Genomic DNA, 16,679 nt, shown 5'->3' with positions numbered 1-16,679 from the left:
AACGTAATTGCAGGACCGGCTCCGTAACGGGATGCCGGTCCTTGCTGTATCTCAAGTTTTTATTTTCAATCTTGCGTTTATTTTCAGTCTTGCGGGGTGAAGCTGTCGCGGGCGACGAGACTGGTGGAGATTCGCATATGCTGGCTGATTTTGCGGTTGGCGGTCAGTGCTTCGGCAAGCATGAGTACTGCAGCTTTCGCAAGTTCGTCCTGGCTGATGTCGTACGACGATAATGCGGGAGACGTGTATTTCGCGATCTCCTGATTGTTTATGCTGATTACTTTGATATCTCGCGGTACCATCACATTTTCGGTGGCAAATGCCTGCAGCACGCCAACCGCCAACGGATCGGCGGCAGCAATCACTGCATCGGGCAAATCATCAGCATGATCCTGCACCAACTGATGCCCTTGTAAACGGCCATTTTCCACAGTGAACGGGCCATCCGCATACACTAATCCCTGCACGTCCAAGCCCAAACGCAGCGCCCAATTGCGAAATGCGAACGTACGAACATCTTCCGGATATTCATGCTCGCCCATAATGTTGCCCAAGCCGCCAATAAAGCCGATTCGTGAGCAACCGGACGTCATAAGCGCGTCACTCGCATCCAAAATCGTCTGTTCCAAATCGGGTTGCACCGAATCGAACAATGCTGGCGCAGGATTGATGTCGATGAAGACGCCGTGGGGAAGTTTCTTATGCAGACGGTGCAACGTCTTACGATCCAACGGCGACGGGCCAACCGAAATGAAACCCGCGTATTTGTCAGCGTTGGCGATCAACGAATCCACGTCTTCCTGCATGGTCACGTTCATGCGTTGCTCTTCGGCATGCTTGACGAGCACTTCGCACAAATCGTCGAAATACGCGTCCTGCAAACCCTTGTCGGGAATGACATTGTCGAGAATCGCAATATCTTGCGGAATGGTGATGCGTTGGTATTGCGGTACGTTCTTGTACCCCATTTCCAGACTGGCGTTTAGGATTTTCTCACGGGTGGAATCCTTCACCGAAAAGGTGGGATCGTCCTTCAAAACCCTCGAAACAGTGGCTTGGGAGAAACCTACCCGTTTTGCTATCTCTCTGATAGTGGCCATTCGAATCCTCCTCAAAGCCATCATTGGCTAAACAGGTTTACTAATTAATTTAGCACATATGATTCCATCCTGCCGTATTTCCTCCAAGCATTTCACGAGATAAAGCAGTCGTGCGACAAACGAGAATCCTCTTTACTCAGCTTGTCTCGGGGCGGCTTCGGGCAATGAAGTGCCCATGGTTTCGAGGCGCATGAGGAACTCGTTGGCGTTCATGGCGTTACTCAACAACGTGCCCTCCGCAAGCGTGCCTCCGATGGAACGGATGAACTCAACCTGATCCAAAGTCTCCACGCCATCGAACACCACATGGAACGCATCATTGTCGCGCGAAATCTCGAGCATGCGCTGCATGATCTGCTTCGCGCGAGGCGTACGGAAAGCGCGAACTACCGTTTTGTCGAATCGTGCGAAATCCAACGGAAGATGTGCGAATGCAGCAACCTCCGAATACGTGGTGCCAGCATTGGTCAAACCCAACTCGACGTTCGGCAAAGCGGCAAGATCGGCGACCTCATCATCAACTTCATCATCAACTTCATCATGCGCCACATGAATGGCATGCGATCCCAACTGCAAACCGAAACGCAGCTGTGGCTGCTCATGAGTCAACTGCTCCAAGCGCTCGTGGAAGACGGACGCGCCCAGTTCCGAACCATTCATGCAAATGTCCACAATATCCAATTCGGGTGCCACCTTGCGGAACGCGGTCATGTCTTTCACGCAGGTTTCCAGCACGTCGAGTGTCAGTTGCACGCTCATATTGAGACGATGCGCTTCGGCCGTTACGAAATACGGTGCCAGCGTACGGCCCTTCTCATCATGCACGCGCACGATCGTATCCAGTGAAGTGATGCGCTTCGTATTCACATCGAAAATCGGCTGGTAGAGCACGGAAATCGTATTGTCTTCGATTGCATGGCGAAGCACGTCGGACGCGTTGACGTAATCGTCTGAACCATTTTGCGCGGCAAGCGTGGCCGTCGTGCCGTCGACCGCCGGCAGGTTGGAACTTTCCGACTCGTAAATATGCGCGCTCGCATCGGCAAGCAGCACGGCGAAACCGTCCGTCGCATTCGAGAACGAAATACTGCTCGACACGTCCACGGAAACCTCACCCTCTTCGGTGTACACCGGCATGACGGCAAGATTGCGCATGCGTGTGGCCAACTCCTCCACATCACTGGTTGACGTCACATCGGTTACAATCATGGCGAATTCCGCGCCGTTCACGCGCGAAAGCGTGGCGTTTTCCGGCAGCAGCTGGCTTAAACGCATGCCCACGGATCGCAGCACGGCATTGCCGATTTTGCGTCCATAATGTTCGTTGACGGTGCGCAAATGCTCCACACCGAAATACACCACGGCAACCAGATTATGCACATTTTCAGTCTGCAGACTCTTCAAATGCCCGATGAACGCACGATACGTGAGCGCTTCGGTCAGCGTATCCGTTTCCGCTTCGGTGCGCAGCAGCGTCACTTCCTTGTTCACGCGCAACGATTCAGCAAGCACTCCGCCGCAAGTGGACAATATCGTTTCGTCGATCGACATGAACGGACGATTCCAAATGCTGCGTTCCATCGCAATATAATACTGTCGCGAGCCGGTGGAAATAGGCGCGGAATATCGGTAGGAATATCCTCTTTTATCAAGATTGTTTGCATCGCTGACGAAACAGCGCATGTGGGGGGGGCAAGGCCACGATTGATGCGCCTCACCACGGTCTCCTCCGGCACTTGATTCGGCAACGGCAGCGCGTCGCTCACATTCGCAATGCATTTCAGCGCACTTCGGGATCGTGCGAGCCTGCTCATCGTATCGACCGTCATCAGCAACAGCGAGTAGGCGATCAGTGCCAGCATGAACACGGAAAGCACGGTGGCAGTATCCGAACCAATATTGGCGAACTGCAGAATTTCAGGAATCCACACAATTGCCATCAAATCAGCCAAAGTCATGGCAAGAATGTGAGACAGTGAATACTCGTGCATGGCTTTACGAATCGGAATTTGTATAAAAAAGAACGTTACAATATCGCAAATCAATCGAATAATCGGCACTGCAACAGTCATGATCAGCAATGGCAGCAGCCAATTCTGAAATTGAAAAGGATTAAATGCAGCATTGACGGAATGCTGGTTGATAATAATCGACAGTACGTGAGAAGTATGCGCAAATAATATTTTGATTAATGGGATTGTCGCAAGCGTGGTTCCGGCGCGAAGAATGCCGATTTTCAGACTGCGTGCGGTGATGATCGACGTGATGATGGTGACGATGATCAGAAACATGGCCACGTCGGGAAAATAGCCGGTTACCAGCAGTATGACGGTCAACGGTGGCAGCACGGTGTGTTCGGCGGCAACGCGATACGACGAACGTTTTTTGTGGTAGATCAGGCACAGCAGAAAGCAGGCCGACCATATGCAGATGCGTGCAGGGTTTTCCATGAACCGCTGCGCACCCTCCTGCGCATGCACGGCAATCGCGGCCGCAATGCACAACGCATAGATGATGGCCAGAATGGTGAGTCTGACCGGTTTTCTGATGCCATCTTTTGACTGACTGCCGGTGGCTGCCTGATGTTTCGATTGCTTCGATGCCATGATTGTTTTTCGTTTCCTTGTTGCGCGCCACTTTTGCTGAAAAGTAGCGACTGTCTTGTGTTACCGCCTTGTATTGTGTCTATGGTTGTGCCTCGCTGAGGCAAGCGTTTATAGCACCGGTCCGATGATGCGCCACGGTGCGTTGGTGCCTTCCTCGGCGCTGTCTGGCTGCTCGTTTTCGTTGTTGCCCAGCGATTCGTAGATATTGCCGTTCCGGATCACCTTGTCGCCGTGCTTGTACAGTACGTCTGGCTCCCATGTGGGGTAGGCCTCCTGAGAGGAATGCCAGCTTGCGTTGTCGAAATCGACGAGCGTGCCCGGTATGCCTCGGAATCCTGATCCCAGGGTGGTGGCGAATTCGCCGTCCGTCTGTTTCCTGCCGCTGCAGAACGTTTTGAGCGTGTTTGTGTTCGTATAGTTTTCGCCGCATTGCTGGTCGCGGTTCAACGACCACATGCTTAAGTGTCCCAGGCCTGTTTCCAGCGCGAACGTGTTGATCTCGCGCGCATTGTCGAGCGTGAAATACTCGTTTTTGGTGTCATTCTGGCCGATGAGCACGGTGGCTCCCAGCAGTTCCCAGATCTGATGGTCGCCGAAGAGTCTGCCGCGGCTGTACAGCAAGGTTTTGTATTGCGCGTGGGCCGCGTTCAACGAGCTTTTGATCAGGGTGGATTGTGTGATCGACGTGGATGCCACGTTGAAATCCATGGTCATGAGATTCACGGTGGAGGGCGTCACGCCGGCGTCCAGAAACGCATTCACGGTTTGCATGCCTTGCATTGTAAGGCCTTTCGCGTCGGCTGGAAGCGTCAGACTGATGATCAGATCGTGGCTGGTATCGTCTTTTCCTTTGTTTTTCGCTTTTTCATTGGCGATGAGTTTTGCCACGGCCTGCGCTCGCCGGGTTGCGGCTTCGCTGTAGCCGTCGAGATTCGTGTTTTCGATATCGAAGTCGAGTGAGGTGATGTGATAGCGGTCGATCACCTGCTGGTATGCGTCGGCAAGCGCGTCGACGTCAGTGCATGCGGTGGCCAGTTCGGTACCGTTCTGCCCGCCGAAGCTGACGGTTACCGTGCGGTCGGTTTTGTAGGTTTGCGCGATGCGGCTGTCAAGATCAAGTGTGGAGGTTGCTTCATCAAGCGTGTAATAGCCGCCCCAGCTCGGCTGGCAGCCGTCGCCGGCGGTGACGAATCCGAGAATCACATTCCGGTAGACATTGCCCACCTTGGATTCGAACTCGTATGAGGGGGTTGTGGTCACGTCCACATAGCCGCCGAACCAGGGTTCCGGCAATTTCTTAGCCGCCGTTCGCGTGAACGTGATCCACGACCATGTGCCGGCCGCGACGAGCGCGATGCATAGTATTGCTATGAACAATCGGAGGAAGGAAAATCGCCTTCCTGGAAACAAGGGTTTCATTATTCCCTTTCATCAAGAATCGTCAAGCTGCCATGCCAATGGGGTCATCGGATGGTCAAAACAGGCTGTGCCCCCCGCTTGGCTTCAGTGCGCAGGCGGGGGATTTCACGGGGATTGGGTATTCCTCTCGTGCGCTGGCTCTCTTATATCTCGCTAACAGTAAAGGAGTGTAGTATGTGGCTAGTACGACGATTTAGGCAGTGATGTATGTTTTGCGCCGGTGAGACGGCGCTGGCAATTCAAAGGGGTTTGAGGTGGCAAGAATAGGGGATACTGAGGGTGGTGATCGCAAACATCAGTGGGGAGCGGAAACCTCCACGCAACCGCTTGCGATTATGCATGACAAGCCTTCGCCGACGCGAGTCGTGCTCGGTTACGTTGCCATCATCTGCACGGTTATTTCATGGCTTATCTACATGATCACGATGATTCTGTCATTGTTCGTCAACAATCCCTCGCTCACATTACGTTTCGTGGTTGAAGGCGTGCTGTACATGACGATTGTGACCACGCTGATTTTCAGTGCGCTCGTCTACTTGGTCACACGGCAAGGAGCGCTATACCGCTTCATCCGGCATGAGCGCGTACCTCGAGCCATGCTCGACGACCATTTCGCACACAACTACAGCAAAGGCATCACCGTACTCATCCCATCGTATGTGGAACAGCCAAAAGTCGTCGAAAAAACAATCTGGTCAGCCGCACTGCAAGAATTTCCCGATCTGGCAGTCGTACTCTTAATCGACGATCCTCCACATCCTAAAAATGACGAAGCGCGCGCGATCCTCAAAGCAAGCCGCGAACTTATGCCGAAAGTGCTCGCCGAATTGGCGGTGCCAGCCGAACGCTTCACGAAAGCGCGAGACGAAACCGCTGCGGCGCTCGCCGATCAGATGGATGCGAGACGTAGCGTGGTCGCACGCTGTGCGGAAGACTATCGTGCGGCCGCACAATGGCTGGAGCATAAGGCCGATACTTGGCTGATCGAAGATCATACCGACGATTTCTTCTGCGATCAGGTATTGCGCGGTCTTGCACGCGACTTGCGTTTGACGGAACGGGCGTTGAACGAATCGATCACATTGCAGCAGCATGTCGACGCGAATCGCATTCTGCAACTGTATGAACGTTTGGTGCGTATCTTCACCGCAAAAGGATGGTCTTTCGAGCGCAAACTGTACGCATCGACCTCCCGTGAAGGCAACAAAGCCATGAATCTGAATTCGTTCATCGGATTGATGGGGCACTCGTTGAAGCGTGTGGAAACGTCGGATGGCGTGATTTTGCGTGACGTGTACGAGGACGAATCTCCGGATTTTGTGATGCGTAATTCCGAATACGTGCTGACGCTCGATGCCGATTCCATGCTGCTGCGCGATTACTGCCTGCGTTTGGTGTACCAGATGGAACAGCCGGGCAACGAGCGCGTGGCCGTGATTCAAACCCCGTATTCCTCGTATCGTGGTGCGCCGACACGAATCGAACGCATCGCGGCCGCCACCACCGACATTCAGCACATGCTGCATCAGGGCATGACGTACTATGACGCCACGTTCTGGGTGGGTGCGAACGCGGTGATTCGCAAGGCCGCGCTTGACGACATCTGCGTGGTCTCAACTGAGGGCACGCGCACGGTGAAAACGTATATTCAGGATCGCACGGTGATTGAAGACACCGAATCCAGCATTGATTTGGGCTATTTCGGCTGGCATTTGGTTAATTATCCGGAGCGGTTGAGTTATAGTGCTACGCCTCCGGATTTCGGCTCGCTGGTGGTGCAGCGGCGACGTTGGGCGAACGGTGGGCTGCTGATCATCGGCAAATTCTTCCACATCGTGCATGCCCGGCATCAGCAAGGCAATGATGTGAAGCTGGGCGAGTGGGCGTTGCGCGTGAATTACATGGCGTCCATCGCATGGTCGAGTTTCGGCTTGATGTTCCTGTTGGCGTATCCGTTCAATCAGCGGTTGCTCAGCCCGTGGGTGGTGCTTGCTTCGTTGCCGTATTTTGCCACCATGTCGAGTGATTTGAAACGTAACGGGTATAAGCGTTCTGATATTTTCCGTATTTACGGTTTCAATATCGTGCTGTTGACGGTGAATCTTTCCGGTACGCTCAAGTCGATTCAGCAGGGCATGACGAACACGAAGATTCCGTTCGCGCGCACGCCGAAGGTCAATAATCGTACTGCGTCTCCGGCATTGTATGTGACGATGCCGTGGGTGATCATTATTTATTCGTGCATGGTGTTCTATGCCGATACGTTTTCGCATAACTGGGGTAACGCGGTGTTCGCCGGATTCAATGCGATCGTGACGTTCTGGGCGCTGACTGCATATATCGGCATCTGGCATTCCGTGCAAGACATGGTGGCCGGTCTGATTCGTTGGTTCTTCGTGCCGATCAAGGAACCGCAGCAGGAGGCGGCCCGCAAGAAGTCCTCATGGCGTGACGCCCTCTACTTCGGCGACCGCCAAATGATCTACGAGTCCCGCCCGCTCTGATCGATATGCGCGTGCCGGGCCGTTTGCGCGTATTCCGAAAGCATAAAAGAGTTGTTATCTTCGTGTGAAGGTATCATTGAGGTACAAACTTTTGAAAACCTTGTCCGTATCGGCTTGCCGGTCGGTCGGAACGGGCTAAGAAGGTTTGCAAATCCGCAAGAAGGTTTCCGCCGTGCTACTTGTCCTACGTTAAAAGTGGCTAGGCTAGGGGCGGGTCGAAGCGACCTTGTGTCGAGCGCCTCCTAGGGTCCGATGGGAATGGGATCGTCCGTGCGGGGGGACAGTAAACAAAGCCTTCGATGGTGCGGTAATTCCGGGAGCAAGACCCATCGTGCTCCCGGTTTTTTATACATGTGGCAAGGGGTTGCGTTGGCGGATGACGGCAGACTTTGGTGCCTGTCCCATCGCCGGTTGATACAAAACCTGTCCGCCACAGAAAGCGAAAGAAGTAGCTGCAAAATCTGCGGTAGTTTGTTTGGATTCTCTTATTATCGGGGAATGATGGGCAGGCGTGTCAAAACGTTTGACAAATCGGAATTACTGTTTTACGATTAGTGAAACGTTTCGACGAAACGATTCGATAAATTTGTCGAACAGGGTCCGTAGGAGAGATTCCGGGAGACTTGGCGGATGGTTTCGTTGGATGATGAGTGAGGATTGCGGCACGCGCAATGTGTGGCGCAAGCGATTTGGAGAGCCGAAGGAGGCGGAAGATGGCGGGCATCAAAGACGTAGCCCAGGAGGCGGGAGTGTCGGTTAGCACCGTTTCGTACGTGCTTTCCGGCAAGCGTTCCATCTCCGCCAAAACCACCGATAAGGTGATGGCCGCCGTTGAACGACTTGGATATACTCCGGATGCCAGCGCCCGTAAAATGCGTGGTATGCGCAATCATATTTTTGCGCTCAGCGCGCCGATTCGCGGTGATATCAATCAGGCCAAATACAACGCTTACTTTCTGCAGACCGCATGGCAGGCAAAGAACCGTGGCTATGATGTGCTGTTGCTTACCGGCGAGGACGCGGTGGCTGACATTCGGCGCGTGACGCAAAGCAACTTGGTTGATGGCGTGGTGCTGCTCGACATTGAGGAACATGACGAGCGTGCCGCCCAGGCTGGCTCATATTCCAAACCCTGTGTGGCCATCGGTTACCCTGCAGAGCATGAAGGCTGTGCCTGTGTCGATATCGATTTTGCTACGGCTGGTCGTATGGCTGTGGATTGCCTGTATTCCAAGGGGCATCGGAGTGCTATGTTTTTGCGTGACAATGAGACCGATTACGATCGCGGTTCGGGCTATGTGCTGCTGTTCCGCAAGGCTTTGCTGGAACGTGCCGAAGAGTTGGGCATGACGATTCATGAATCCTCCAAGCATCGTGACGATCGTTTTGATGCCGTGGAATTCGTGCGTGAGCTTCGTTCTTTGGATGAGCGCCCCACGGCGATTGTCAACCAGGCGAACGCCAATGTGCTGAAGTTGGTATTGCAGCAATTACAGGCTTCGGGATTGTGGGTGCCAGATGATATTTCGGTATTGTCGTGCGGCACGTATTTCGAGGGAGAGCTGATGCCGCAGCCGATTACCGAGATGCCGGTCATGCCGCAGGAATTATGTTCTAAGGCTGTGGATCTGCTGGTCGACGCCATCGATGAGCATCGCGACATCAAGGGATTGGTGGAGCTGTCCGCTCCGGTCATGCATAGTCGAGGTTCCGTTACCAAAGTTGGTGACGTGTGAAAAGAAAACTGTAGGAGTATGTCCGTGAAAGGCGGACGGATTTCTGTATCCATAATCGAAACGATTCGAAAGTAAGTGAAGGCGTTGTAGCCGAAGCGAAGATGGTGATTGCCGAATTGAAAAGCGCTAATCCGCGGCCATCGTCGAAACGTTTCGAAAAAAGGAGGCGACACATATCAATCTTCATAACTGAAAAACAACTTGAGACATAACTCAACAACACAACCACCAATAACAAAGGAGAAACCATGAAGATCACACGAGGCATCGCACTTGCGGCCGTGGTGGCAATGTCGCTGACCACGCTCGCTGCATGCGGCAGCGACACCGCGCAAGACGAGGAAATGCCAGACAGCCTGTCGTTCTGGTATTACGAGGAAGACGACGCTGGCCAGACCCAGGCATGGCGTCGCGCCGCGGAAGCCTTCGAAAAGGAAACGGGTGTCAAAATCAATTTCGAACGCAAGTCGTTCACGCAGATCGCGCAGAACGGCAGCCAATTCCTCAATTCCGATGAGGCGCCGGATCTTATGGAATCCAATCGCGGCAACGGTTCGGCTGGCGTGCTCTCCACCATGGGGCTGCTCACCGATTTGGGTGATTACGTCGATCAATACGGTTGGGACAAGAAGGTGACCGGCGCCAATGCGGCCGTGGCCAAGTATGATGAAAACGGCATCATGGATGGTGACACCTGGTACGGCATGACCAGTTACGCGGAATTCCAGCGCGTCTACTACAACAAGGATCTGTTCGCCAAGTACGGGCTGGAGATTCCGACCACCTATGACGAGTTCGTGGACGTCTGCCAGAAATTCGTGGATGCCGGAGTGACGCCGATCGCCGCCGACGCGCAGGAATACGGCGTGATGTGGCTGTGGTGGCAGCTGGTTTCCAAGGAGGCCGACGCCAAATTCATCGACAACTGGCAGCTCTACAAGGGCGATGTCGACTGGAACTCCAAGATTCTCACCAATTCCGTGAACACCATCAACGACTGGCTCGGCAAGGGCTTCATCTCCCGCAACGCCACCGGTATGAAGGCCGAAGACACCACGCAGGCATTCATCAAGGGGGAGTATCCGATCTATCAGACCGGCACCTGGAATCAGGGACGTTTCGTCAAGCAGATCACCACTTTCGATTGGGACGCCGCGGTGATGCCGGAATCGAATTTCGCGATTGGCTGCGCAGGCAATCTGCTGGTGATTCCGGAACGCTCGCACCACAAGGATCTCGCTGCGAAGTTCATTGACTACGTGCTTTCCGACGATGTGCAGAACTACCTCGGCAACGCCGGTGGAATTCCGGTGGCGGGCGACGCCAGCAAGATCAACGACGAGAAGAGCAAGGCCATGATCGAGGAATACGCCTCCTACGCCAATGATGGCAAGCTCAGCTACTACCCGGATTACGCCGCTTCCAACCTTACCGATGCTGTTCCGGCGGAATTCCAGGAACTGGTGAACGGCACCAAGAAGCCGGCCGACGTGCTCAAGGGTATCCACGAGAAGTACGACGTCGGTGTGGAAGACATGGGCGTCAAGACCAACTGATCGTATATCTGATCTCATATCCGACATCGCACGGGATTATTCCGGTTTTGCTCAGTATCAATCATGAATAATCCCGTGCGGTATCGCAAATTACAACTTGCGAATCAATATCGCAATCGTAAATATTCACAGGCAACGCAGCGCAACCAAAGGAAAAGCCAAAATGTCAAAGAAGACCAAAAACGGGGGAGTCTCAATGTCAAGGCTTCCCGGAAACCGTTCCGCAAAATTCGTACCATATCTTGTTCCCGGACTGGTAGGTCTGCTCGTTATCGTCGTTATTCCATTCGTGTGGAACATTTACTTGAGTCTCACTCGCTGGCGTGGAGTTGGCCCGGTTAAATTCGTTGGATTGCAGAATTGGAAACGTCTGTTCGCTGATTCCACGTTCTGGATTTCATTCGCTAATTCATTCTGGATTATTGTGGCTATCGTAGTTATTCCTACGATTCTTGGACTATTTATTTCGTCACTGCTGACTGACGTTATTCAGAAGAAATTCGGCGGCAAGACGGCTTCCTTCCTGCGAGCCATGTTCTACCTGCCGCAGTTGCTGCCGGTTGCTGTCGCGGCCATCATCATGGGCTGGATCTTCCGTCCGGAAGATGGCGCGGTGAACGCGCTGCTCGTCAAGCTCGGCCTGGGATCGTTGCAGCATAACTGGCTCGGCAGCCCTGATAGCGCGCTTCCGGTGCTGATGTTCATTCTGGTGTGGATCCAGTTGGGCTATCCGATCGTGATCTTCATGTCCGGTCTGCAGCGCGTGGATCCTGAACTTTACGAGGCGGCCGGTCTTGACGGAGCCAACTGGTGGCAGAAATTCCGTGTGGTCACGCTGCCGTCCATCATTCCCGAACTGCTGGTGGTCATCCTCACCGCCACCATCGGCGCGCTGAAAACCTTCGCACCGGTCTATCTGCTCACCAAAGGCGGGCCGGGAACGGCAACCACCGTGCCATCATACTATTCCTACAATCAATTCTTCCAAGTGCAACAAGTCGGCTACGGCGCGGCCATCTCCACGGCGCTCACCGTGGTCATCATCGTGTTCTCCATCGTGTTCACCATGGTGCAGAAGCACGTCGAAAAGGAACTGGTCTGAACGGTCCAAGCCGCAAGACCCGTCAAATGTAGAACTCGCAAGACTCGTAAGACTTCGAAAGTCGAGGAAACAATCATGACGCAAACCATGACCGCATCGGCAGCGCGGAAAGCATCCAAGAAAACCCAACATGTGCGCTCGACCGGCGACTGGATCACCCTCATCGTGCTCATAGCAGCCGCACTGCTCGTGCTTTTCCCGCTGCTCGTACTCACCGTCAACGCGTTTAAAACGCCTGCCGACTACAATGCCACAGGTCCGCTTTCACTGCCGAAACACTTCACCATGGACGGCATCATCTCCTTCTGGACCACCACCAAATTCCCGCTGAAATTCTGGAACAGCTTGGTTATTGCGCTGGTAGTGGCAGTGGCCGCCGTCGTGCTTTCCGTGCTGAACTCCTTTGCTCTCGGCATCGGCAGAGTCAAAGGCAACACGTGGATTGTACTCGCCATCATGCTCGCCAACATGATGCCGCAGGAGGCGCTACTCTACCCGCTGTACACCATGTTCAAGCAGGTCGGACTGTACAACACCAAACTGGCGATCATCATCATCTTCACCATCATTCAAAGTGCGTATGGCACGTATCTGCTGTCATCCGTATACGGCACGTTCCCGCAGGCCATTCTCGAAGCGGCGGCCATCGACGGCGCCTCGCGCTGGCAGATTCTGCGCAAGGTGGTGCTGCCGATTTCCTGGTCGACCATCAGTGTGCTGTTCGTGTTCTTCTTCGTGTGGACATGGAACGAATACATGATTCCGATGGCGTTCCTGATGAGCGATGACGTGCAGACCATTCCGCTGGCGCTCGCCACCTTGCAGGGGCAGCGCACGATGGATGCGACCACGCTTGCTTCAGCTTCGCTGCTCAGCATTGTGCCGACCATTATTTTCTTCATTATTTTCCAGCGCAAGTTGTCGCAAGGCATCACCGCCGGTGCCGTAAAGTAGCAGAAAAGGGGTTTCTTATGACTCGAGATAACGATTGGAGCGCCATGCAGAACAGCTCACGTCGCGATATGCAGGTCGATTCATTGGGTGCGTTCGCCGCGCGCAGTCCGCTGGACTCGCTTGCGGTTGCGGCACCAGGGCGCACGCGTTGTGTGAACGCCGAGAATCCCACAGGCGGCAAGGGCACTGCGGCCACTGCGGCCAGTGCACTTGGCCCGTCGCGCAAAGGCAGCCCCTGCATCCAAACCGTGAAAGCGGGGGAGAGCGTCACTTTGATGGACGTGGACGGTCCGGGCGTGATCCGCCATATTTGGATGACCGTCACTGACCGCACGTCGCCTACCGGCCCGAACGTGCTTCGTAACCTGATCCTGGAATTCTATTGGGATGGCGAGGAAACCCCGTCCGTGCAATGCCCGATCGGCGACTTCTTCTGCTGCGGCCACGCGCAGGCCTGCCGAGTCAATTCGATGCCGGTGGTGGTCGTACCCAATCGCGGTTTCAACTGCTACTTCTCCATGCCGTTCGAACATGCGCGCATCGTGCTCCGCAACGATCACAACGAAGACGTTCCCGCGTTCTTCTACCAAATCGACTACACCGAATACGATGCGCTTCCGGCCGGCACCATGCGTTTCCATGCGCAGTGGCGTCGCGAGCGCGTCACCGAACTTGCCCGCGATTATGTGGTGCTTGACGGTGTGCAGGGACGCGGCGCATATGTCGGCACGTATCTGGCGCTCACCGCGTTGGAAAGCCGCTGGTGGGGCGAGGGCGAAGTCAAAATGTACATCGATGGAGACGATCAGTACCCTACATGGTGTAGCACCGGTGCCGAGGATTATTTTGGCGGCGCGTGGAGTTTCGCTGATTTTGACGAGCATGGCCGTATGTATGAGCAGACGTTCTGTGCGCCGTACGTCGGGTTCCCGTTCTATTCACAGCGTCTCGCCTCGCATCGCGAAAGTGCGTATTGGGATGTGAATACGCCTGTGACCCGCGGACTGTATCGCTGGCATATTCCTGATCCGATTTATTTCGAGCATGATTTGCGCGTGGAATGGCAGCAGATCGGCACTGAAGAGGGTGGCAATTTCGAACGTCAGGACGACGTCGCTTCCGTCGCGTACTGGTATCAGCTCGAGCCGCACGCGCCGTTCGATCCGATTGGAGATCGTCGCTTCCGTCAGCCCCGCTGATTTTTGCCCCCGAACTTACGATTTTCGTTCTATTCGGTCGGTTCGGGGTGTTGTGCTGTCTGCATGACTTGCGTTCTGTGCCTGCACAACCCGGGTTTTAACCCGATTTTGTGGGTTGTGCAGACGCAGGGTGCGGGTTGCGTAGGTGGGAAATGCGACTTGCGCAGACGGGGTTAGATATCACGGTATCTGCTGCGTTGATTATCGTGCAAACGTTCTACGTATCCACGCGACAGCCAGTTGCGTCCAGATCTGCATGCTCGGTTCGATGCCGCTGACGCCCTGCCATGCGGTTTCCGCAGTGCCCAACGACAGTCCATGCCCGCCTTGCGGGAATAGGTGCGCTTCGATGCTGACTCCGGCTTTCTTGCAAGCGTCGATCAGCATCAGTGTGTTTTCGTATGGCACGGTTTCGTCGGGAACGGTGTGCCATACGAACACCGGCGGTGTTTTGGTGTCGATATGGCGTTCGATCGATACGGATTCGAGCGCTTCCGGATCGTTGCGTCGCTCGCCAAGCAGCGAGTCGAAACTGCCGCGATGCGCGAGCGGGCCGGACGTGATCACCGGATAGGCAAGCATCAAACCATTCGGGCGCACCGCATCCGGATCGTAACCATGGGCGGCGAGCACGTCGTCGCTGGCGGACGTGGCGAGATTCGCAGCCAGATGACCACCTGCGGAAAAACCGATCACGGCAATCGCTTCCGGATCAACATGCCATTCGGCTGCATGCTCGCGAATCATCTTCATCGCATCAGCGGCTTCCAAAAGCGCAACTGGAAAAACGGAAGGCTTCACCGAATATCGCAGCACAAAAGCGTTGAATCCTGCCGCCAGAAACTGCATTGCAATCGGCTCGGCCTCGCGATCCGACGTCATTTCGTAACCGCCGCCCGGAATCACGAGAACGGACGGACGCACACGATCGGGAACGATTTCTTCACTGTTATCAAGGCAATATTCGACGAATTTCGCTGCGCTGCCGTCGATACCGGAAATTTCATATTCGAAATATTTCATATATCCATCATAGGTGGAACACGGCGCACGCTATGCAGGAACTATTTGGTCCCGCTATTTTTCGTACCTTGTGATCCGTGGGCGCAAATTGTGCAGTCGGGAGAGTGCGTCCTACTCGAGCAGCCAGTCGAGGATGTTACGGTGTTGAATGCCTTGGTAGTCGCCGAGACCGACGGTATCTAGAGTGAGCAGCGTCTTGGGGTGATTGTCGCGCACCGTCTGCAATGGTGCCAGTTCCCGCGCAAGTGTCGACTCGTCAAGCACGGTTTGCGAAACCTGATAGTAGTGCGGGCCGTTGGCATCGGATACGACGAAATCGATTTCTCCGCCCCGAAGCTTGCCGACCGAAACGGTGCTGTACCGTCGCAGCAATTCCAAGTAGATCACGTTTTCGATGCGGTGTCCGAGGTCGCCTTGCCTTTTGCCAAGCAGCCAGAATCGAAATCCCATATCGCCCAAATAATATTTGGATTCGCTATGCAGATACGCTTTGCCTTGCAGGTCGTATCTGGTTGCTTCGAAAAGTAGGTAATTACGAACCATTTCTTCGATATACCCGCTGATTGTGGTGGGGGAAATGCGGCGGCCGCTTGCGGCGAGGCCTCCGGACATGCTTTTCAGTGATGCAAGATTACCTACATTGTCGGCGAGGAATGCAGCTACATCGTTGAATGCCCGCATATCCATACGGGGGTTCCGCTGTGCGATGTCCGCTACAAGAATGGTGTTGAACACGCCTCCCAAATAGTCGGCGATGTCCCGATCTTCGGTGAGCTGCGTGACGTAGGGGAGTCCTCCATATGTGAGATACCGGTCGAACAGCGCATTGTCATTTGCTGTTGATTGCAATGCATTTCGGTATTCCGAGAAAGACAGTGGCAGCATCTTAAGTTCGACATATCGTCCGGTGAGGAGTGTTGCCAATTCGCTGGAAAGCAGATTTGCGTTCGATCCGGTGATATACAAATCGACGTCATCGCGCACGTACAGTCCGTCCGCAGCTTTTTCGAAATGTTCGACGTGCTGTACTTCGTCGAGAAAAACATAGTTGGTGCAGTTCGGCTGCAGTCTCTCAACGATGTAATCGTATAAAGACTGGTAATCGGTTGGATAGTGTGCGTCGAGAGATTCGAAATTAATGGAGATGATACGGCTTTCTGCAATGCCTTCCGCAACCAGCGAACGGCGGAAAAGCTCTAAAACCATGGATTTTCCGCAACGTCGCAGACCGGTGATCACCTTGATGACATCCCGATCTTTCCACCGTTGAAGCCAATCGGTGTACTGCGGTCGCTCGATAAGCTCACTGGTGACCATGTGGAACCTCTGCCCTGTTGAAATGATGTTGATGTTATCCATGATATGTCGAAAACGTCCAGTGAAATGGATGATTTTGCGTTTTTTGCAGAATTGTCCATTTTACTGGATGATTTTGCGGGAAATGCAGAATCGTCCAGTGAAATGGACGATTTTACAGAGT

The 16,679-nt window shown here is 54.1% G+C and carries 12 protein-coding genes; 6 read left to right on the top strand and 6 right to left on the bottom strand.

Annotated features, from left to right (window positions below):
• Positions 1-83 precede the first annotated feature (83 nt).
• From AH68_RS09290 to AH68_RS09280, 4 genes are all read right to left on the bottom strand, one after another.
• Entirely contained in the window at positions 84-1,100 is a 1,017-nt protein-coding gene (locus AH68_RS09290) for a LacI family DNA-binding transcriptional regulator (RefSeq protein ID WP_039199434.1), read from the bottom strand.
• Positions 1,101-1,232: 132 nt separating this feature from the next.
• Positions 1,233-2,681 carry an EAL domain-containing protein gene (locus tag AH68_RS11110; protein WP_236682408.1) on the bottom strand — a complete coding sequence of 483 codons (1,449 nt, stop codon included), beginning with the start codon at positions 2,679-2,681 and terminating at the stop codon, positions 1,233-1,235.
• On the bottom strand, positions 2,588-3,706 hold the full coding sequence (locus AH68_RS11105; protein WP_236682407.1) for a hypothetical protein: 1,119 nt from the start codon (positions 3,704-3,706) through the stop codon (positions 2,588-2,590). Before AH68_RS11105 ends, AH68_RS11110 begins: the two co-directional genes overlap by 94 nt.
• 108 nt (positions 3,707-3,814) lie before the next feature.
• The gene (locus AH68_RS09280; RefSeq protein WP_236682406.1) at positions 3,815-5,083 is read right to left on the bottom strand and encodes a chitinase; all 1,269 of its coding nucleotides are present in this window, start codon (positions 5,081-5,083) and stop codon (positions 3,815-3,817) included.
• A gap of 296 nt (positions 5,084-5,379) precedes the next feature.
• Here AH68_RS09280 and AH68_RS09275 point away from each other — a divergent pair, with 296 nt between their 5' ends.
• The 6 genes from AH68_RS09275 to AH68_RS09250 all read left to right on the top strand — a co-directional run bounded on the left by AH68_RS09275 (position 5,380) and on the right by AH68_RS09250 (position 14,176).
• Entirely contained in the window at positions 5,380-7,629 is a 2,250-nt protein-coding gene (locus AH68_RS09275; RefSeq protein ID WP_039199430.1) for a glycosyltransferase family 2 protein, read from the top strand.
• Positions 7,630-8,342: 713 nt separating this feature from the next.
• The gene (locus AH68_RS09270) at positions 8,343-9,365 is read left to right on the top strand and encodes a LacI family DNA-binding transcriptional regulator (RefSeq protein ID WP_039199428.1); all 1,023 of its coding nucleotides are present in this window, start codon (positions 8,343-8,345) and stop codon (positions 9,363-9,365) included.
• 248 nt (positions 9,366-9,613) lie between these two features.
• On the top strand, positions 9,614-10,921 hold the full coding sequence (locus AH68_RS09265) for an ABC transporter substrate-binding protein (protein WP_039199427.1): 1,308 nt from the start codon (positions 9,614-9,616) through the stop codon (positions 10,919-10,921).
• 163 nt (positions 10,922-11,084) lie between these two features.
• A complete protein-coding gene (locus tag AH68_RS09260; RefSeq protein ID WP_039199425.1) occupies positions 11,085-12,023 on the top strand; it encodes a carbohydrate ABC transporter permease in 939 nt (312 codons plus the stop codon).
• 75 nt (positions 12,024-12,098) lie between these two features.
• On the top strand, positions 12,099-12,977 hold the full coding sequence (locus AH68_RS09255) for a carbohydrate ABC transporter permease (protein ID WP_039199423.1): 879 nt from the start codon (positions 12,099-12,101) through the stop codon (positions 12,975-12,977).
• Positions 12,978-13,045: 68 nt separating this feature from the next.
• Positions 13,046-14,176, top strand: coding sequence for a glycoside hydrolase family 172 protein (locus tag AH68_RS09250; protein WP_052189270.1), 1,131 nt, complete (start codon positions 13,046-13,048; stop codon positions 14,174-14,176).
• 201 nt (positions 14,177-14,377) lie between these two features.
• Here the strand turns inward: AH68_RS09250 and AH68_RS09245 are convergent, their stop codons facing one another.
• Together AH68_RS09245 and AH68_RS09240 are read right to left on the bottom strand one after the other, a co-directional pair.
• Positions 14,378-15,199 (bottom strand): alpha/beta hydrolase, encoded by an 822-nt coding sequence (locus tag AH68_RS09245; RefSeq protein ID WP_039199421.1) that lies wholly within the window; start codon positions 15,197-15,199, stop codon positions 14,378-14,380.
• Positions 15,200-15,310: 111 nt separating this feature from the next.
• Positions 15,311-16,558 (bottom strand): ATP-binding protein, encoded by a 1,248-nt coding sequence (locus AH68_RS09240; RefSeq protein WP_201772593.1) that lies wholly within the window; start codon positions 16,556-16,558, stop codon positions 15,311-15,313.
• Between the last annotated feature and the right edge of the window lie 121 nt (positions 16,559-16,679).

Source organism: Bifidobacterium catenulatum PV20-2 (assembly GCF_000800455.1).
Lineage (GTDB): Bacteria > Actinomycetota > Actinomycetes > Actinomycetales > Bifidobacteriaceae > Bifidobacterium > Bifidobacterium kashiwanohense_A.
Note: the sequence above shows the minus strand (reverse complement) of the source record. Positions and strands in the feature narration are given on the sequence as shown.